Origin of the sequence: Pseudarthrobacter quantipunctorum, from assembly GCF_045291495.1 — a bacterium.
Taxonomy (GTDB): domain Bacteria; phylum Actinomycetota; class Actinomycetes; order Actinomycetales; family Micrococcaceae; genus Arthrobacter; species Arthrobacter quantipunctorum.
Window position 1 is genome coordinate 1,143,460 of the sequence record NZ_CP148033.1, and the last position, 19,518, is coordinate 1,162,977.

General features: G+C 64.4%; 13 protein-coding genes. 8 read left to right on the forward strand and 5 right to left on the reverse strand.

Annotation, left to right across the window (positions count from 1 at the left end; translation table 11 throughout):
* Positions 1–10: 10 nt before the first annotated feature.
* Positions 11–1,918: a glycosyltransferase family 39 protein gene (locus WHH00_RS05300; protein WP_406637124.1), complete on the reverse strand. Its 1,908-nt coding sequence runs from the start codon at positions 1,916–1,918 to the stop codon at positions 11–13.
* Positions 1,919–1,938: 20 nt separating this feature from the next.
* Positions 1,939–3,177 (reverse strand): glycosyltransferase, encoded by a 1,239-nt coding sequence (locus tag WHH00_RS05305; RefSeq protein WP_406637126.1) that lies wholly within the window; start codon positions 3,175–3,177, stop codon positions 1,939–1,941.
* A gap of 89 nt (positions 3,178–3,266) precedes the next feature.
* Here WHH00_RS05305 and WHH00_RS05310 point away from each other — a divergent pair, with 89 nt between their 5' ends.
* Together WHH00_RS05310 and glmM are read left to right on the forward strand one after the other, a co-directional pair.
* Positions 3,267–5,213, forward strand: a complete 1,947-nt coding sequence (locus tag WHH00_RS05310) for a DUF6541 family protein (protein ID WP_406637128.1) — start codon at positions 3,267–3,269, stop codon at positions 5,211–5,213.
* A gap of 37 nt (positions 5,214–5,250) precedes the next feature.
* On the forward strand, positions 5,251–6,612 hold the full coding sequence (gene glmM / locus WHH00_RS05315; RefSeq protein ID WP_406637130.1) for a phosphoglucosamine mutase: 1,362 nt from the start codon (positions 5,251–5,253) through the stop codon (positions 6,610–6,612).
* A 62-nt stretch (positions 6,613–6,674) separates the two neighbouring features.
* On the opposite strand, the gene mscL is transcribed toward glmM, so the two are convergent.
* Genes mscL through coaA form a run of 3 tightly spaced genes read right to left on the reverse strand, consistent with a single transcriptional unit; the run spans position 6,675 to position 8,982 of the window.
* Entirely contained in the window at positions 6,675–7,079 is a 405-nt protein-coding gene (mscL, locus tag WHH00_RS05320; RefSeq protein WP_406637133.1) for a large conductance mechanosensitive channel protein MscL, read from the reverse strand.
* A gap of 23 nt (positions 7,080–7,102) precedes the next feature.
* The gene (locus WHH00_RS05325; RefSeq protein WP_406637135.1) at positions 7,103–7,981 is read right to left on the reverse strand and encodes a D-alanyl-D-alanine carboxypeptidase family protein; all 879 of its coding nucleotides are present in this window, start codon (positions 7,979–7,981) and stop codon (positions 7,103–7,105) included.
* Between the two features lie 5 nt (positions 7,982–7,986).
* The gene (gene coaA, locus WHH00_RS05330; protein WP_406637137.1) at positions 7,987–8,982 is read right to left on the reverse strand and encodes a type I pantothenate kinase; all 996 of its coding nucleotides are present in this window, start codon (positions 8,980–8,982) and stop codon (positions 7,987–7,989) included.
* Positions 8,983–9,090: 108 nt separating this feature from the next.
* On the opposite strand from coaA, the gene glmS reads away from it, so the two are divergent.
* From glmS to treZ, 6 genes are all read left to right on the forward strand, one after another.
* The gene (glmS, locus tag WHH00_RS05335) at positions 9,091–10,983 is read left to right on the forward strand and encodes a glutamine--fructose-6-phosphate transaminase (isomerizing) (RefSeq protein ID WP_231454735.1); all 1,893 of its coding nucleotides are present in this window, start codon (positions 9,091–9,093) and stop codon (positions 10,981–10,983) included.
* Between the two features lie 135 nt (positions 10,984–11,118).
* Positions 11,119–11,466, forward strand: a complete 348-nt coding sequence (locus WHH00_RS05340) for a holo-ACP synthase (protein WP_066277757.1) — start codon at positions 11,119–11,121, stop codon at positions 11,464–11,466.
* Between the two features lie 31 nt (positions 11,467–11,497).
* The gene (locus WHH00_RS05345; protein WP_406637139.1) at positions 11,498–13,093 is read left to right on the forward strand and encodes an NAD(P)H-hydrate dehydratase; all 1,596 of its coding nucleotides are present in this window, start codon (positions 11,498–11,500) and stop codon (positions 13,091–13,093) included.
* A 66-nt stretch (positions 13,094–13,159) separates the two neighbouring features.
* Positions 13,160–15,415 (forward strand): glycogen debranching protein GlgX, encoded by a 2,256-nt coding sequence (gene glgX, locus WHH00_RS05350; protein WP_406637141.1) that lies wholly within the window; start codon positions 13,160–13,162, stop codon positions 15,413–15,415.
* Complete coding sequence (treY, locus tag WHH00_RS05355) at positions 15,412–17,739, forward strand: malto-oligosyltrehalose synthase (RefSeq protein WP_406637143.1); 2,328 nt, start codon at positions 15,412–15,414, stop codon at positions 17,737–17,739. Before glgX ends, treY begins: the two co-directional genes overlap by 4 nt.
* Positions 17,736–19,505 carry a malto-oligosyltrehalose trehalohydrolase gene (treZ, locus tag WHH00_RS05360; protein ID WP_406637146.1) on the forward strand — a complete coding sequence of 590 codons (1,770 nt, stop codon included), beginning with the start codon at positions 17,736–17,738 and terminating at the stop codon, positions 19,503–19,505. Before treY ends, treZ begins: the two co-directional genes overlap by 4 nt.
* Positions 19,506–19,518: the final 13 nt, after the last annotated feature.

The window sequence follows — 19,518 nt, forward strand, 5'->3', positions numbered from 1 at the left end:
CTGGAAATTCCTATTGGCGCAAGTCGTAATACTCCGCGTCGCCAACCTGCTCCACAGAAAAACTTTGCCGTACCCAAGCGACAATCTTCGCAGACTCGCCGCGTCCTTCAAGCGTCAAAGGCGGCAACTCCTGGATGACAAGTGAAGCTACCTTGCCCTCTCCAACGATGGTCTGAAACTGCTCCAGTGTTGGATGGGGATCCGTCCCATCAAAGCCGCCAATGGGCAGCACAGAACGTCCGCTGTCCAGCTGGTAGTTGGCCGCCGTCTCTGATCCCACCATGGCAGCTGCCCATCGTGTGCTTTCAGGGGCCGCGCGAAGTCTGGCGACCACCCCTTGTTCCGGAACGTCGCCGAACATCACCGCAACAAAGCTGGCTGGCACGTCCGATCCGAGCTGCTTCCGATCAGGATGGTCAGTCCTGATGCCTAGGATACTGGGTCCAGCAACAACGCCAGCGCCAATGTGGGGGCTAAAAACGGTGTTAGCGGACCATACGACAGGGCCGACCATGAGCGCGACCGCGAGTATACCCACGGAGACAGCATTAAGAATCCGCGAAGGTGGAGGAAGCACCGTCAGGGCGACTGCGGCTGACCCTACAGCCAGCGCAACCTGCGGTCCGAACGGAAAATCAGCCGTCGATCGGCTCGCGGAGACGAAGCCAATGATCATCGTTGCCAAGAGGGTGGTTGCTAACGCAACGCGCATACCTCGGCGGTGTCGGAGACGGTACATGTGGATCAGGCCGATGGCCGCCAAACAACTCAATGGAGGGACAAGGGTCAACGAATAGTAGGGGTGGACGATCCCGGACATGAACGCCAAGACCGTGGCTGAACAAAGAAACCAGACAGAGCAAAGAACCAGAAGCGCCCGGTATTGCTTGCTGCCGCTGCGCCGCTTGAGATGCCATACGGCCAGGCAAAGACCGGCTATAGCCAGGGGTAAGAACCACCCAAACTGCCCCGAGAATTGTGGCTGAAGGAAACGCTGGAAGCCTGGATCAAGCTTTTCCGCAACGTTGGCTGCGGCTGGGGACATGGTTCGGCTGGCGTCCTCACCGGTGAGCCTATCCAAGCCGTTGTAGCCAAGCGTCAGCTCAATGGCGCTGTTGAAACGGGATCCCCCGACGAACGGTCGACTCGAGGCCGGGGTCATCTGCACTAAGAAGAACCACCAACCGCCCGTAACCCCTGCCGTTAAAAGTGCGGCGAGGAGGTGAAGCAAACGCTTCACGACGGGGGCAGTGGCGAACATAAGGTAGGCAGTCGCAACAGCAGGCAGAATCAAAGCTATTTGGAGCTGCTTGGTCAGCAGCGCGGCACCAGTCAGTGCTCCCGCCAGAATGAGCCACAGGAAGCTGCTGCGGCGGATCGCCTCCAAAGCAGAAAAGGCGACCCCAATCATCAGCAGGGTAAGCAGGGCATCGGGATTGTTGTAGCGGAACATCACAGTCGCAACTGGCGTTACTGCGAGAAATGCGCCCGCGAGAAGCCCGGCCGCTGCGCTGACATAAGTCCGAACCATGCGGTACAGCAGATACACCGACGCAACGCCCATTAATGCCTGTGGCACTAAGATGCTCCATGGGTTCAAGCCAAACGCCCAAACGGACGCTGACATGACCCAGAGGCTGAGGGGCGGCTTGTCCACGCTGATGGCATTGCCTGGATCGGACGACGAAAAAAAGAAGGCTGTCCAGTCCTGAGAACCCGCCATTGCGGCTGCTGAGTAATAGGAATTCGCCCAGCCGTTCCGGTCCAAGCCCCATAGGTAAGTGAGACTTGTCAGGGCGAGGAGTGCAAATTGCGCCCGATCTGAAGTTCCCTTTCCAAGGAGTCGACGACGGAGGTCAGAGAAGGCTTTTGTTTTTGAGGCACGACCTACTTCTGTTGAAGTCTGGCTCAACTCCATAGGCCCATCTGTTGTCGCTTTCAAGCGACCCGAGCCACTTTCACGCTTGAGCTCATCCTTCGTGCCGCTGCTTCTGCTTTGCGAACCCGGAATACCCAAACGCGAAGCAGGACGAAGCGCATAAGAGTCGCTAGAACGTTGGCGCCCGTCAATGTCACGAGTTCCATCGTCGATGATGAATTCGGTGCGATGGCGTGCAGTGCCAACAACGACGAGGACGTTATCGACCATGCCAGTGCGAACACTACAAGGCCCTGGAACTGCTGGGTGAAGAGCCTTTCCGGACCGTTGATGCCGAACGTGAAACGGCGATTCGCCGCTGTATTGCCGATCGCCGTTAGCAGGAGAGCAAAGAAGTTAGCCTGCTGTGCCCCGAGCGGGCCCTGAAACAGCAAGAACAACAGAGCGAAGGCCACGGTCGAAACGCCTCCGACCATCCCAAAGCGAATAACTTGACCGAAGAAACTGGGCCGAGACTGTGGAACTATTGGGCGACGGCCGAGCTCTGCGTATATTGCTTGGACGGGGACGGACCCCTTGACCAGCGATCCTGCGACGCGAACCAGTCCACGAATGTCATCTATTGCAGTCTGTTTGATGTCCACCCGGCTGTCAGGGTCATCAACCCAATCCACGGGAATCTCGTGAATTCGCAGGCCTGACCGTTCAGCGATAATCAGCAGCTCGGTGTCAAAGAACCAACCGTTGTCCTCAACGTGGGGAAGGAGAGTTTTGGCAACGTCGGCCCGGACAGCCTTGAACCCGCACTGCGCGTCGGAAAAGCGTACTTGCATGGTGCGCTTCAGCAGTAAGTTGTATGAACGCGATATGAACTCCCGCTTTGGGCCACGGCTGACCCGGGAACTTCGACCCAGTCTTGTGCCAATCGAGATGTCTGAATGGCCTGACAACAGCGGTGCAACCAGAGGCGGCAGGGCTGCAAGATCGGTCGAAAGGTCTACGTCTACATATGCCAGGACCTCGGCGTCGGATGAGCTCCAAGCATCACGAAGGGCATGTCCGCGGCCCTTCATATCCAAACGTCGATATACAACATTCGGTATCACCTGAGCCAGGCGAGTGGCAATAACTGGAGTGTTGTCCGTACTGGCGTTGTCCGCGATGGTAATCCGCCATGTCGCGGGCATTTCCAGTTTCAGATAATTTGCAAGCTTTCTGATGCTTTTTTCAAGTACTGATTCCTCATTGAAAACCGGTACGACAATTTCAAGCGCCAGGCCCCCGTGGCTTAGTTTCATGCTGTGTATGCTATAGACGCATGTGGGGGATTTGCCAGTGCAGAAGGGGATCTTAGGCAATAACTGATGGAAAACTTGGGGAATCCTTGATGGAGTGGGTTTTAGCATCGCCGGGGCTTGCAGGAGCGGTCGCAGTACTCATGTTTCCGGGGGTGCTGGTGGGATGGGCACTGGGACTTCGGCACGTATGGCTGATCTCGCTTGCACCGGTCCTAACGGCATCTCTCGTTGCAGTCTCCACGATTGTTTGCTGGTGGCTGCGCATCGACTGGAACATCGGAGTCTTCACAGTTGCCGCGACGCTTCTCGCTGGGACTGTCCTCCTTGTGATGCGGGGGATGCAGAAGCGGTGGCCGGCGAGCTTTGCTTGGGAGCCGTCGGGTTATACAGCTGGTGTCGCGTACTGGAGTGCTCTTTCAACCAGTGCCCTCTTGCTGACCCTCCGCTATATACAGATTGTGGAGCGCCCCGGCAATATAAATCAGGGTATCGATACGCCATTTCACGTCAATTTCACACAGCAAATTCTGGATTCTGGTGACGGCTCACCCTTCTCCGTGCGGGCGTTAATGGGTGAATCGTCCGGATTCTATCCCCAAATTTGGCATGCCCTGACGGCGCTAACCGCACAGGTGGCGCAGTTGCCTGTGGTTGAAGCAGCCAATGCCCTCAACTACGCCATAGTGGCCGTCGCCTGGCCTCTTGGCGTACTCCTCCTCGTCCATATGGTTGCTGGGCCCAACATTATAGCCCTGCTATCCGCTGCAGTTGCCAGCGCAGGCTTCTTTGCATTTCCGTTTACGGTAATGCAGAGCCAGAAAAGTGATTTTGGACCGCTCTTTCCCTACATGCTGGCGGTGACTTTCCTGCCGCCGCTCACCGCGGTTTTAGCCATGGCAATGGGATTCGGCAAAGCCGCCCCGATGCCGTGGCCCTTGGCCGCTTTTACGATGGTCGTCGGTATTCCGGGACTCGTGTCCACTCACATGTCGGGCCTAGTAGCCCTCGTTGGACTTTCATCGATATTCGCTGCCATGGCCGCATGGAGGGCGTTCCGTGAGCTCAAGCAACGCCAGTCCGATCTCTTAGGCTATTTGAAGTGGACGGCACTTTGGATCACAGTGTTTTTTGGAGCTCTCATAGTGTGGGTCGTTGTTCGCCCTTGGACTACTACGTGGGATCCGATTGATTCGTTGCCGGCCGCAGCCGGAAGCATACTCCTCACCGCACCCACGCATGGCGATATCGCGTGGGCCCTTGCAGCACTGACTTTGGTTGGAACCGCGCTCCTAATCAGGCGCCCGGCCGAGCGATGGTTTCTGGCTTCGTATGGGGGTGCGGTGTTGTTGTACCTCGTAGCGGCGGCGGTCCCGGCCGCCGCGCCGCTCGTAAGGGAAATTATCATTGGTGCGTGGTATGGCGACCCGCCTCGTCTTGCAGCGCTCTTACCTATGTTCTGGGCAGTACTTGTGGGGGTGGCAGCGGCGTGGATCTTTCAAGGGCTGTCCCGGTACCGAACTGTGTGGCTCGTCCCGACCGGAATTGCCGCGGTAGCTGCGTCTATCCTTGTATGGCCTACCAATTCTGAAACGACGCCGGGGCGGGAGCGGACCTACGCTTTAGCTGAAAGCTCACCGCTATTGAGCCCAGACGAGCTCCAGCTGTTGAACCGCCTCAGCTCTCACGTGCCCGCCGACGCCGTCATTGCTAACAACCCGTGGGATGGAAGTTCCACCGCCTACGCCATCGCCGATCGTCGGGTACTCTTTGCGCACGCCTACACGGGTTCAAATAAGGACAGGATCCTCGCCGCAAAGAAGCTAAATGAAGCCAGTCCCGGATCGGAGGTCTGCGTGGCTGCTGACAGGGAAGATATTCAGTTCGTCCTCGACTTCGGTGAACACTACATAGATCCGAAACGTAAGGAGGTGGACGACTTCCCGGGCATTGAGATACCGAAGGGCTCGCCGTCCTTCGTGAAAGTGGACCAGCAAGGCGATGCGGCCCTCTACCGGTTTGTAGGTTGTGACTACTAGATGCAGCGTGCCGCACCCCATCCTCTAGACTTGACCGGTGTCTAGATTATTTGGAACTGATGGTGTCCGGGGCCTGGCGAATGGTCTGTTGACTGCGGAGCTGGCGATGCAGCTGGCCCAGGCGGCCGCCGTCGTGCTTGGCCACGACCGCAACTCCAACGGAACGCGGCCGCGCGCGGTGGTGGCCCGTGACCCGCGCGCCAGTGGCGAGTTCATCGCCGCGGCGGTGGAGGCCGGGCTCTCCAGCTCGGGCGTGGACGTCTACGACGCTGGCGTCCTCCCCACGCCCGCGGCGGCCTACCTTGTGGCCGACCTGGACGCGGACTTCGGCGTGATGATCTCCGCCTCCCATAACCCTGCGCCGGACAATGGCATCAAGTTCTTCGCCCGCGGCGGCCAGAAGCTCCCGGACGACGTCGAGGACGCCATCGAGGCCCAGATGTCCAAGGAGGCAGTGCGCCCGGTCGGCGCTGACGTGGGCCGCATCCAGCGCTTCTCCGACGCCGAGGACCGCTACATCGTCCATCTCCTGGGCACCCTCCCGCACAACCTGGAGGGCATCAAAGTGGTTCTGGACTGCGCCCACGGCGCTGCCAGCGGCTGTTCGCCCCAGGTGTTCAAGGACGCCGGCGCAGACGTGATTCTTATCGGCGCGGACCCGGACGGCCACAACATCAACGACGGCGTCGGCTCCACCCACCTTGGCCCGCTCAAGGAAGCGGTGCTGAAATACGGCGCCAACTTGGGAATTGCCCACGACGGCGACGCTGACCGTTGCCTGGCCGTGGACCACGAAGGCAACGAGGTGGACGGCGACCAGATCATGGCCATACTCGCCGTGGCGCTCAAAGAGTCCGGAAGGCTCAAGGACGACGTCCTGGTGGCCACGGTCATGAGCAACCTCGGCCTGAAGATCGCCCTCCGTCAGGCCGGCATCAGCATCCGCGAAACGGCAGTGGGGGACCGCTACGTCCTGGAAGAAATGCGCGACGGCGGCTTCAACCTTGGCGGGGAGCAGTCCGGGCACGTGATCTTCGCAGACTACGCAACCACGGGCGACGGCGTTCTCACCGGACTGCAGCTCGCTGCACAGATTGCGCTGACCGGGAAGCCGCTGAAGGAACTTGCCGCGGTGATGACCAAACTTCCCCAGGTCCTCATCAACGTCAAGGGCGTTGACCGCGCCAGGGTGGGCAGCAATGAGGTCCTTGCCCAGGCCGTGGCGGCTGCGGAAGCCGCACTGGGCGATACCGGCCGTGTCCTGCTCCGCCCCTCCGGCACGGAACCCGTGGTGCGCGTGATGGTGGAGGCCGCGGACGAGGAAACCGCCCACTCCATTGCTGAGCACCTGGCCCAGGTGGTCCGTGCCGAACTCGCCCTGGAATTGGTCAGCGAGTAACAACCCGACGCAACAAAATGAGGCCCGTTTCCGGAAGGAAACGGGCCTCTTTCAGCTAGGAGTTAGGAAGTGCGGCTCTTCAGAGCATCGCGGATCTCGGTCAAAAGGGCGATCTGCGGGTCCTCGGCGGACTCCTTCTTCACGTCCTGGCCGATCCCCAGCCTGCGGTTGCGGCGTTCGATCATGAGGTTCATGGGCATCACCACCACGAAGTAAATGGCCGCGGAGATCAACAGGAAATTGACGATCGCGGTCAACAGAACACCAAATTCGATGGCGTTGCCGTTGAAGTCAACCTTGCCGAAGCTGTCGAAGTTGGGTGACCCCACCAGGCCAGCGATGAACGGCATGAGCACCTTGTTCACCATCGCCGTCACCAGCGCGCCGAACGCGGTACCGATCACCACGGCGACGGCAAGATCAACGACGTTGCCCTTCATAATGAAATTCTTAAATCCAGTAAGCATAGGAACCAAACTAGCCCACATCCCTACGGATACCCCGGAGCCGCCTCCACGCCGAAGTACTCCTCCAGCGTGAAGATCCCGCGCGCAACCATGTCCGTGGCCGCCTCCATGCCGATGTACCGCAGATGCCACGGCTCGTAGTAGTACCCCGTGACGGGGTGGAACATCCACGGGTACCGCACCACGAACCCGAACCGGTGCCCGTTCGCCTTGGCCCAGACGGCCGAGGGCTGGTCCGCAAAGCACGGCTGGAACCCGCAGACGCCGTTGCCGTCGGCAATGTCGAAAGCCCAGCCGGTCTGGTGCTCCGAATAGCCGGGCCTGGCGCTGGCTGTGTCCGCGTCAGCCTGGCCGCGGGAGGCCACATAGCCGTTGTACGTGGCCACCTGGGTGGCGTACGAGCGGTACCCGCTGGCCAGGACCATCGACACGCCATCCTGCGCTGCCGCAGCGAACATCGCCTCCGCAGCAGCCGCCGTCGTGCTGTTCAACAGCGACGCCTCGCCGGAGGCCGTCATGGCGACGGCGGGACTCACCAGGTCAGCCGGGACGAACCCCGCCGGCACCAGCGGACGGTGCTTGTTCACGATCAGCCAGGGACTTGCCGGGTCCGTGAGGGAAAACTGACGCGGCAGCGCGGCCGACGGCGACGGCGTGGGGGACGGGGGAGCAGGCGCGGCAACTTCGGTGGCGGGCGCCGCCGTCGTGCCTTCAGCAGTGGGCGTGGCGGTCACCGCGGCGGGTGAAGAAGCGGAGGCTGGGGCCGACGACGGCGGCACGGCGCTGGGTGCTTCCGGTGTGCAGGCTGCCAGCACAGTGAGTCCGGCGCCCGCCGCGAGGAAGCGCGTAAAGCTACGCCGGCTTGCCGCCTGCCCGGAGGCGGGGGAGCAGTCGTGGCACACCTGTGTTAAACCTTCCGGAGGAGCATACGGCGGATCGAATGGTCCGCGTCTTTCGTCAGCACCAGCTGCGCACGCCCCCGGGTGGGAAGGACGTTCTCCTCAAGGTTAGGCTCATTGATGCGCTTCCAGATGTCCCGCGCCGTGGTCTCCGCCTCGTCATCGGACAAGGTGGCGTACCGGTGGAAGTAGGACTCCGGCTGCGCGAACGCGGTGCTGCGCAGCTTGCGGAACCGGTCCACGTACCATTCCTCGATGTAGGAGGTCTTGGCGTCCACGTAAATGGAGAAATCGAAGAAGTCGCTCAGCGCCAGGCCCTGCCGGCCGTCGTGCCGCGGACGTGCCGGAGCCAGCACGTTCAGCCCCTCCACGATCAAAACGTCGGGCCGGCGGACCACCACTTCCTTGCCCGGAACGATGTCGTACGTAACATGCGAGTACCAGGGGGCGCGCACCTCCTCCGCTCCGCTTTTGATTTCGCTCACAAAACGGAGCAGTGCCCGGCGGTCATAGGACTCCGGGAAGCCCTTGCGCTCCAGCAGCTGGCGCCGCTTGAGCTCAGCCAAAGGATAGAGGAAGCCGTCCGTGGTGATGAGTTCCACGTTGGGGGTGCCGGGCCAGCGCCGCAGCATTTCACGGAGCACGCGGGCAATGGTGGACTTGCCAACCGCCACGGACCCCGCCACGCCGATTACGAACGGCGTGCGCTGGGTGTGTTCGCCCAGGAACGTGGTGGTGGCGGCGTGCAGCTGCCCGGCGGCCTCTACATACAGGTGCAGGAGCCTGGAAAGTGGAAGGTAGACCTCTCGGATCTCCTTCATGTCCAGGGGGTCCCCGAGGCCACGGAGACGGATGATGTCCTCTTGGTTAAGAGGCTGTTCCATCTCATCTGCGAGCCGGGACCAGGTCTGCCGGTCCAGCTCAACGAACGGGGAGACACCCTCCCCGTTCGCCTCGTTGCGTTGCAAAGTCACTCTAGAGATTCTGCCCCGCGCCCGGCACATAGCGAAATGCGGCCCGGCCTGCGCGCGGCGCCAACCGCAACATTCCGCCTCTGCAAGGAACGGCAGCCGGTTTAGATCTGGGGCGCCCCTGCCGATAGTCTTAAGCCTATGTGTGGAATCGTGGGATATGTGGGCCGTTCAGTCGACGGCGGAATTGCCGGTCACAGCGCGCTGGATGTTGTTCTTGAGGGACTGCGCCGCCTGGAGTACCGGGGCTACGACTCCGCCGGGGTTGCCGTGGTGTCCAAGGGCGCCATCGAGTCGCGGAAGAAGTCGGGGAAGCTGAGCAACCTGATTGCCGAGCTGGAGGCGCACCCGCTGCCGGAGACGGTGACGGGGATCGGGCATACCCGGTGGGCCACGCATGGCGGGCCGACGGACCGGAACGCGCACCCGCACCTGGCCGACGGCGGCAAGCTCGCCGTGATCCACAACGGCATCATCGAAAACTTCGCCGAGCTCAAGCTCGAGCTGCTGGACAAAGGCGTGACCTTCCTGTCCGAGACGGACACCGAGGTTGCCGCGGCACTGCTGGCTGACATCTACCGGAACAAGCTCGCCGGGGACACCGCCGACGGCCGCCTGACCCGTGCCATGGAACTGGCCTGCCAGCGCCTGGAGGGCGCCTTCACGCTCCTGGCCGTACATGCTGACCAGCCCGACGTCGTGGTGGCCGCCCGCCGGAACTCACCCCTGGTGGTGGGCCTGGGCGAGGGCGAGAACTTCCTGGGCTCGGACGTGTCCGGGTTCATCGACTACACCCGACGCGCTGTGGAGCTGGGGCAGGACCAGATCGTCACCATCACCGCGGACACCGTGGAGATCACCGACTTCTTTGGCAACCCGGCCGCGGGCAAGGAATACCACGTGGACTGGGACCCGGCCTCGGCCGAAAAGGGCGGCTTCAGCTCCTTCATGGAGAAGGAAATCCATGACCAGCCCGACGCCGTGGCGCAGACCCTGCTGGGCCGCTCGGACATCAACGGCAAACTGACCCTGGACGAGCTCCGGATCGACCCCGCACTGCTGAAGCAGGTCAACAAGATCATCGTGCTGGCCTGCGGCACCGCCGCGTACGCGGGCATGGTGGCGAAGTACGCGATCGAGAACTGGTGCCGGATCCCCACCGAGGTGGAGCTCGCGCACGAGTTCCGCTACCGGGACCCGATCCTGGATGCGAACACCCTGGTGGTGTCCATCAGCCAGTCCGGGGAGACCATGGACACCCTGATGGCTGTCCGCTACGCCCGGGAACAGGGCGCGAAGACCATCTCCATCTGCAACACCAACGGCTCCACCATCCCGCGTGAATCCGACGCCGTGCTCTACACGCACGCGGGCCCGGAGATCGCGGTGGCCTCCACCAAGGCGTTCCTGGCACAGATCACCGCCGCGTACCTGCTGGGCCTGTATTTGGCACAGCTGCGCGGAAACATCTTCTCTGGCCAGATCAAGGACGTCCTCGCGGACCTGAACAAGATCCCGGCGAAGATCCAGAAGATCCTGGACAACGCCGGACCGCTCCGGGAACTGGCCCGCAGCATGGCGAATGAGAAGTCGGTCCTGTTCCTGGGCCGCCACGTCGGCTACCCGGTGGCGCTGGAAGGCGCGCTGAAGCTGAAGGAAATCGCCTACATCCACGCCGAGGGCTTCGCCGCCGGTGAGCTCAAGCACGGCCCGATCGCCCTGATCGATGAAGGCCAGCCGGTGTTCGTGGTGGTCCCGTCCCCGCGCGGCCGCGATTCCCTGCACGCCAAGGTGGTCTCCAACATCCAGGAAGTCCGCGCCCGCGGCGCCCGCACCCTGGTCATCGCCGAGGAAGGCGACGAGGCCGTGAAGGCCTACGCCGAGTACGTCTTCTACGTCCCCGAAACCCCCACCCTGCTCATGCCCCTGCTGACCACCGTCCCGCTGCAGATCTTCGCCGCGGAACTGGCCCAGGCCAAGGGCTACGACGTGGACCAGCCCCGCAACCTCGCCAAGAGCGTCACGGTCGAGTAGCGGTCTGCCGGACGGATTTCGGTATTGATTCAACAGGGAAGCCCTGGGCCCAGAGCCCGGGGCTTCCTTCATATCCGGAGCGTGGCCAGGCGCGCTGCGCACGGCGGGCCAGGGCCATCCACGTAGAGTAGTGCCATGATTGTTGGCATTGGCGTAGACGTTGTAGACATCGAGCGGTTCGGCCGCCAGCTTGAACGCACCCCCGGCCTCCGGGACCGGCTGTTCGTTCCCGCCGAGCGTGAGCTGAACACCCGGTCACTGGCTGCCCGGTTTGCCGCCAAGGAAGCTGTTGCCAAAGTCCTCGGTGCGCCTGCCGGCATGAACTGGCAGGACTGCTGGATCGGCCTGGACCAGAACGGACCCACCGTGCAGGTCAAGGGCACCGTACTGGCGGTCGCCGAGGCCAAGGGTGTCAAGCGCTGGCACCTCTCCATGAGCCACGACGGCGGGATCGCTACGGCCACCGTCCTGGCCGAAGGCTGACCACGCTCCGGCCCCAAGGGAAACCGACTCCGTGATCAGCGCCTACACCGGAACCCAGGTCCGCCAGGCTGAGGAACCGCTCCTCGCCGCCGGACTGGGGGACGTCCTCATGCAGCGCGCGGCCTACGGCCTGGCCAACGCCGTCATCATGGAACGCCGGTCCCGTGGACTGGGCATTTACGGCGCCAGCGTCTGCGTCCTCGCGGGCAAGGGCAACAACGGCGGGGACGGCCTGTACGCCGCGTCCTTCCTCGCCGCACGGGGAATGCGTACGACGGCGGTGCTCACCGGAGACACCGCCCACCCCCAGGCACTGGCTGCTTTTGAGCGTGCCGGCGGCCGGGTGCACCGTCTTGCCGGGGTGGCACCGGCCGAACTCGCCACAGAAGCGGCGCGCGCCGACGTCGTCATAGATGCCGTTCTGGGCACAGGCGCCAAAGGCGGGCTGCGGGGGAGTGCTGCCAGCCTGGTTGCCGCCGTCACCGGGCTTCTGGCAGCCGGCCGCGGACAGGCGCTCGTGGTGGCCTGCGACCTTCCCAGCGGCCTGGGCGCCGATACCGGCGAGGTTTTCCAGCCGGTGCTCCCGGCGGACCTGACCGTCACCTTCGGCGGCGCCAAAAGCGGACTGCTGGCCGACCCCGGGGCCGACCATGCCGGCCGGGTGCTGGTGGTGCCCATCGGCATCGAGGAGTACCTGCCGCAGCCTTCGCTCCGCCGGCTCGACGAGGCGGACCTGGCCCGGCTGCTGCCGCACCCTGCCCGGCGCGCCCACAAGTACTCCCGCGGAGTGCTGGGAGTTGTTGCGGGCTCCGTGGACTATCCCGGGGCCGCGGTGCTGGCCTGCCGGGGCGCCCTGGCAGCGGGCGTGGGGATGGTCCGCTACCTCGGCCCGCCCGAAGTCGCGGACCTGGTGAGGCAGGCATGCCCTGAGGTGGTCTGCAGCACCGGCGGCGTTGCGGACAACCGGGTGCAGGCCTGGCTGGTGGGGTCCGGCATGGGTCCGGAGCACCATGACCAGCTCCAGCGGGCCCGTGACGCCGTGGACTCCGGCCTGCCCGTTGTAGCGGACGCCGGCGCCCTTCCCGCTCTTCCCGAATTCCTTGGCCCCCACGTGGTCCTCACGCCCCACGCCGGAGAGCTGGCATCGCTGCTGCAACGCCTGGGCGGATCCGAGGACCGGGACGTGGTGGAAGGCGGAACCCTGGCCGCGGTACGCCGCGCCTCGGAACTGACCGGCGCCACCGTGCTGCTCAAAGGAGCCACCACCCTTGTGGCAGCCCCCTCAGGCGATATCTTCAGCCAGGCAGACGGCACGCCATGGCTGGCAACGGCCGGCAGCGGCGACGTCCTGGCCGGCGTCATCGGTGCGCTGCTCGCCCAGGCGGGGTCCGACGTCGGGCGCTTCAGGAAGGCGGGCGTGGAACCGGATGTGCGCTGGGCCGCCATTGCCGCGCTGGGAGCCGCCCTGCACGGCAAAGCCGGACGGTCGGCGTCGGACGCCAGCGCCGGGGGACCGGTCACCGCGGGAGGCATCGCAGACTCCTTACCCCAGACTTGGGGTAAAGTAAGCACGCTTAGTAACCCAGGGGCGCGGAAACGTAATAGTCACACCCAACCGTTACGGTAGGCATTAGTTCGCACCGGCAGCAGGGCGCGCCTGCTCTACTGCTGCCGAATCACAAAGAGGAGCATTATGGAAGTCTGGCCCGGATCGGCTTATCCCCTTGGCGCCACCTATAACGGAACCGGCACCAACTTTGCCCTGTTCAGCGAACGAGCAGAAAAAGTCGAACTTTGCCTTTTCGATGAGGACGGCAAGGAAACCCGCATCGAGCTGGACGAGGTGGACGGTTACGTCTGGCACTGCTACATACCGCAGGTCCAGCCCGGACAGAAGTACGGCTATCGGGTCCACGGCCCGTACGATCCTGCCTCCGGCAACCGCTTCAACCCCAACAAGCTCCTGCTGGACCCCTACGCCAAGGCCGTCCACGGCCAGGTCGACTGGGATCCCTCGCTGTTCACCTACAACCTGGGCGAACCGGACTCCATCAACAACGAGGACTCCGCGAGCCACATGATGATGGGCGTGGTCATCAACCCGTTCTTCGACTGGGACGGCGACCAGAACCTCCGGATTCCGTACCACCAGTCCGTGATCTACGAAGCCCACGTCAAGGGCCTCACCCAGCTGCACCCGGAAATCCCCGAAGAACAGCGCGGCACCTACGCCGGCGTGGCGCACCCCGCCGTCATCTCCCACCTGCAGAAGCTCGGCGTCACCGCCATCGAACTGATGCCCGTGCACCAGTTCGTCAATGACGGCACCCTGCAGGACAAGGGCCTGAACAACTACTGGGGCTACAACACCATCGGCTTCTTCGCCCCGCAGAACACCTACAGCTCCACCGGGGACACCGGCCAGCAGGTCCAGGACTTCAAGGCCATGGTCCGCTCCCTGCACAAAGCCGGCATCGAGGTCATCCTGGACGTGGTGTACAACCACACCGCGGAAGGCAACCACCTGGGCCCCACCCTGTCCTTCAAAGGCATCGACAACGCCGCCTACTACCGGTTGATGGAGGGCGACGAGAAGCACTACATGGACTACACCGGCACGGGCAACTCCCTGAACGTCCGCCAGCCGCACTCCCTGCAGCTGCTCATGGACTCGCTGCGCTACTGGGTTACTGAGATGCACGTGGACGGCTTCCGGTTCGACCTCGCCTCCACCCTGGCCCGCGAATTCTATGACGTGGACAAGCTGTCCACCTTTTTCGAACTCATCCAGCAGGACCCGGTAGTGTCCCAGGTCAAGCTCATCGCCGAGCCGTGGGACGTTGGACCCGGCGGCTACCAGGTGGGCAACTTCCCGCCGCAGTGGACGGAATGGAACGGCAAGTACCGCGACACCGTCCGCGACTTCTGGCGCGGCGAGCCCGCCACCCTGGGCGAGTTTGCCTCCCGCATCACCGGTTCCGCTGACCTGTACGAGCACTCCGGCCGCCGCCCCGTGGCGTCCATCAACTTCGTCACCGCGCACGACGGCTTCACCCTCGCGGACCTGGTGTCCTACAACGAGAAGCACAACGACGCCAACGGCGAGGACAACAACGACGGCGAATCCCACAACCGGTCCTGGAACTGCGGCGTTGAAGGTCCCACGGACGATCCCGAAGTCCTTGGCCTCCGCGCCCGCCAGCAGCGCAACTTCATCGCCTCGCTGCTGCTGTCCCAGGGCGTCCCCATGCTCCTGCACGGCGACGAAATGGGACGCACCCAGCAGGGCAACAACAACGGCTACTGCCAGGACTCCGAGCTGACCTGGATTAACTGGGACACCGTGGACCAGCCGCTGATCGAGTTCACGGCGGCCGTCAACGCGCTCCGCGCCAAGCACCCCACCTTCCGCCGCAGCCGCTTCTTCGACGGACGCCCGGTACTGCGGGGCGAGGGCGAACGGCTGCCGGATATCGTATGGCTGGACCCGGAGGGCGAGAACATGAAGCCCGAGGCCTGGGACAGCGGGTTTGGCCGGTCCGTGGGTGTATTCCTGAACGGCCACGGCATCCAGGGCAAGGACAGCCGCGGCCGGAGGATCACCGACGTGAACTTCCTGCTGTACTTCAACGCCCACGATGACACCGTGAAGTTCACCCTGCCTTCCGACGAGTATGCTCCGGCCTGGGACGTCATCATCGACACCGCCGGGCAGAACGCGGACACGGAACCGGTGGCTGCCGGAAAGCCGCTGCCGGTGGAAGCCAAGTCCCTGGTGGTCCTCCGTGCGCACACCGTCGAGGAAGTTGAACCCGACCACTCCGTGGCGGCCTCCCTCGCGGCATTGACCCAGACCTCCACCAGCGAGACGGAATCGCTCACCACCCCTATGGTGGCCGAGCCCGGAAAAACCACCAAGATCGGGGAGCGGAAGGCTACGGCAAAGTGAGGGTCCCCGCATCCACCTACCGCCTGCAGATCCGCCGCAGCTTCACCCTGTTCGATGCCGCCGAACAGGTCCCGTACCTGAAGGACCTCGGCGCTGACTGGGTCTACCTCTCGCCCATCCTGACCGCGGAGCAGGGCTCGGACCACGGCTATGACGTGACCGACCCCTCCGCGGTGGACCCGGAGCGGGGCGGCCTCGAGGGCCTGCTCGCCCTGTCCAAGGCTGCCCGCGAGCACGGCATGGGTGTCCTGGTGGACATCGTGCCCAACCACGTGGGCGTCGCCACGCCCGTGCAGAACCCCTGGTGGTGGTCCCTGCTGAAGGAAGGGCAGGGCTCGCCCTACGCCGAAGCCTTCGACGTCGACTGGGACCTGGCAGGCGGGAAGATCCGGCTGCCCATGCTTGGCTCCGATGATGACCTGGACAAGCTGGAAATCAAGGACGGCGAGCTCCGCTACTACGACCACCGGTTCCCGCTGGCCTCCGGAAGCTACTCCGACGGCGATTCACCCCAGGAAGTGCACAGCCGCCAGCACTATGAGCTGATGGACTGGCGCCGGGCGGACGCGGAGCTGAACTACCGGCGTTTCTTCGCGGTCACCACACTGGCCGGGATCCGGGTGGAAACGCCGAGGGTCTTTGAGGAAGCACACGCCGAGGTGGGCCGCTGGTTCAATGAAGGGCTGGTGGACGGCCTCCGGGTGGACCACCCGGACGGCCTGGCCGACCCCTCCGGCTACCTGCGCTGGCTGAAGGACCTCAGCGGCGGAGCCTACGTCCTGGTGGAAAAAATCCTGGAGCCGGGCGAAACCCTGCCCCAGGACTTCGCCACCGAGGGAACCACCGGCTACGACGCCCTCGCGGACGTGGACCGGGTGTTCGTGGACCCCGCAGGCCAGCAGGCGCTGGACGAGCTGGACGCAAAGCTTCGCGGCTCCGACACCCCCGCGGACTACGCGGAGATGATCCGGGGCACCAAGCGCATGATCGCGGACGGGATCCTGCGGTCCGAGGTCCTGCGCCTGGCCCGTCTGGTTCCGGAGTCCTACGGGCTTGCGGTGGAGCAGGCAGCCGATGCCATTGCCGAGATCATCGCTGCGTTCCCGGTGTACCGGACCTACCTGCCCACCGGCGCCGGGATCCTCAAGGAAGCATGCGAATCCGCGGCGGCCCAGCGGCCCGATCTCGAGGTTGCCGTGGGCACGCTGCTGCCGCTGTTGCTTGACCCCGCCAATGCGATTTCGGTCCGCTTCCAGCAGACCTCGGGCATGGTGATGGCCAAGGGCGTGGAAGACACCGCGTTCTACCGCTACACCCGGCTGGGCACCCTGACCGAAGTGGGAGCCGAACCGACGGAATTCTCTGTTTCGCCTGACGAGTTCCACCAGCGGATGGCCCGGCGCCAGCAGGAACTGCCCCTGTCCATGACCACGATGTCCACGCACGACACCAAGCGCAGCGAGGACGCCCGGGCGCGGATCTCGGTGATCGCCGAATTGCCGCAGGAGTGGACGGCAACGCTGAACACCCTCCGTGAACTGGCCCCGATCCCGGACGGCCCTTACGAGAACCTGCTCTGGCAGGCTGTGGTGGGGGCTTGGCCCGCCAGCCGGGAGCGGCTGCAGGGTTACGCCGAGAAGGCTGCCCGGGAAGCCGGCAACTCCACCACCTGGACCAGCCCCGACGAGGACTTCGAATCCGCTGTGAAGGCTGCAGTGGATGCAGCGTTCGACGACGGCCGGGTCACCAAAGTGGTGGAGGACTTCGTGGCACGGATCGATTCCTACGCCGCGTCCAACTCCGTGTCCGCCAAGCTGGTCCAGCTGACCATGCCCGGCGTCCCGGACGTCTACCAGGGCAGCGAATTCTGGGAACGGTCCCTGACCGACCCCGACAACCGCCGCCCGGTGGACTTTGCGGTCCGCCGGCAGGAGCTTGCCAAGCTCGACGCCGGCACCCTGCCAGCGGCGGGCACGGAGACCAGCAAGCTCCTGGTCACCTCCCGCGCGCTCCGGCTCCGCCGCGACCGGCCCGAGCTGTTCCAGGGCTACAGCCCCGTGACAGCCAACGGTCCAGCGGCAGAGCATCTGGTCGCATTCCACCGCGGCGGTGACGGTGCCACGGGTGCCCTGACCTTGGCCACCCGGCTTCCCGCCGGACTGGCAGCCGACGGCGGATGGCGGGACACCGCCGTCGAACTTCCCACGGCCCTGCGCGACGAACTCACCGGCAACAACTACGGCCCTGGGCCCGTTTCGGTGGCCGACGTCCTGGATACCTACCCCGTGGCTTTGCTCGTACCGGTGGATGGAGAGAAGGCATGACCCTTGTGAATGGCGGCCCCGCGCGCTTCGATGTCTGGGCTCCGGATGCCACGTCCGTGGTCCTGCTGGCCAGCGGCCGGCAGTACCCCATGATGGAAAAGGACACGGCGCCGGGCTCTGAAGGCTGGTGGACGGCCCCGGACGCCCCGGCTGATGGCGAGGTGGACTACGGCTACCTGCTGGACGGGGACACCCACCCCATTCCCGATCCGCGGTCCCGCCGCCTGCCCGCAGGCGTCCATGAACTCTCCAGGACCTTCGACCCCGCAGCCCATGCCTGGCAGGACTCCGGCTGGAAGGGCAAGGACCTCAAAGGTTCGGTAATCTACGAACTCCACATCGGCACGTTCACCCCTGAGGGGACCCTGGACGCGGCGGCAGGGAAGCTCGGATACCTGGCGGAACTGGGAATCGACTTCGTGGAGCTGCTCCCGGTCAATGGCTTCAACGGCACCCACAACTGGGGCTACGACGGCGTCCAGTGGTACGCGGTCCATGAAGGCTACGGCGGGCCGGCGGCCTACCAGCGCTTTGTGGATGCTGCCCACGCCGCCGGCCTGGGCGTCATCCAGGACGTGGTGTACAACCACCTCGGCCCGAGCGGTAACTACCTCTCCAGGTTCGGCCCCTACCTCAAGCAGGGGGACGCCAACACCTGGGGCGACTCGGTGAACCTGGACGGCCCCGGCTCCGACGTGGTGCGGGAGTACATCCTGGACAACCTTGCCCTTTGGCTCCGGGACTACCACGTGGACGGCCTCCGCCTGGACGCTGTGCACGCGCTGAAGGACGAGCGCGCCGTGCACATCCTCGAGGAGTTCGGTGCCCTGGGCGACGCCGTCGCTGCGGAGACCGGGCTGCCGAAGACCCTGATCGCCGAGTCGGACCTGAACAACCCGCGCCTGCTGTACCCGCGGGACGCCAACGGGTACGGGCTGGCCGGGCAGTGGAGCGACGACTTCCACCACGCGGTCCACGTCAGCGTCAGCGGCGAAACCACCGGCTATTACGGGGACTTCCAGTCCCTGGCGGTCCTGGCGAAGGTCCTGAAGGACGGCTTCCTGCACGACGGCAGCTACTCCAGCTTCCGCGGACGGCACCACGGCCGGCCCATCGACGCTTCGCTGGTGCACCCGGCGGCGCTGGTGGTCTGCAACCAGAACCACGACCAGATCGGCAACCGCGCCACGGGGGACAGGCTCTCGCAGTCGCTCTCCCACGGGCAGCTTGCCATGGCAGCCGTGCTCACGCTGACGTCCCCGTTCACGCCCATGCTGTTCATGGGCGAGGAGTTCGCTGCGAGCACACCCTGGCAGTTCTTCACTTCCCACCCGGAACCCGAGCTGGGCAAGGCCACCGCGGAAGGCCGGATCAAGGAGTTCGAGCGCATGGGGTGGGATCCCGCCGTCGTGCCCGACCCCCAGGATCCGGAAACCTTCCGCCGGTCCAAGCTGAACTGGGACGAAGCCTCCGCCGGGGACCACGCCCGGCTGCTGGAGCTCTACCGTGCACTCACGGCGCTGCGCCGCGAGCACCCGGAGCTTGCCGGCCTCGGCTTCACCGAGACGGAGGTGACGTTCGACGACGACGCCGGCTGGCTGCGTTTCCGCCGCGGAAGCGTTGAGGTACTGCTGAACCTCTCAGACGCCAAGGTCCGGCTGGAGGACGTCGCCGGGACCGTCCTGTTGGCCACGGACGAGGGCAGCACCCTTGACGGCGAAGCCCTCGCCCTGGCGCCCTGGAGTGCGCTGATCGTCAAGTCCTGACGCCGTGCAGGCA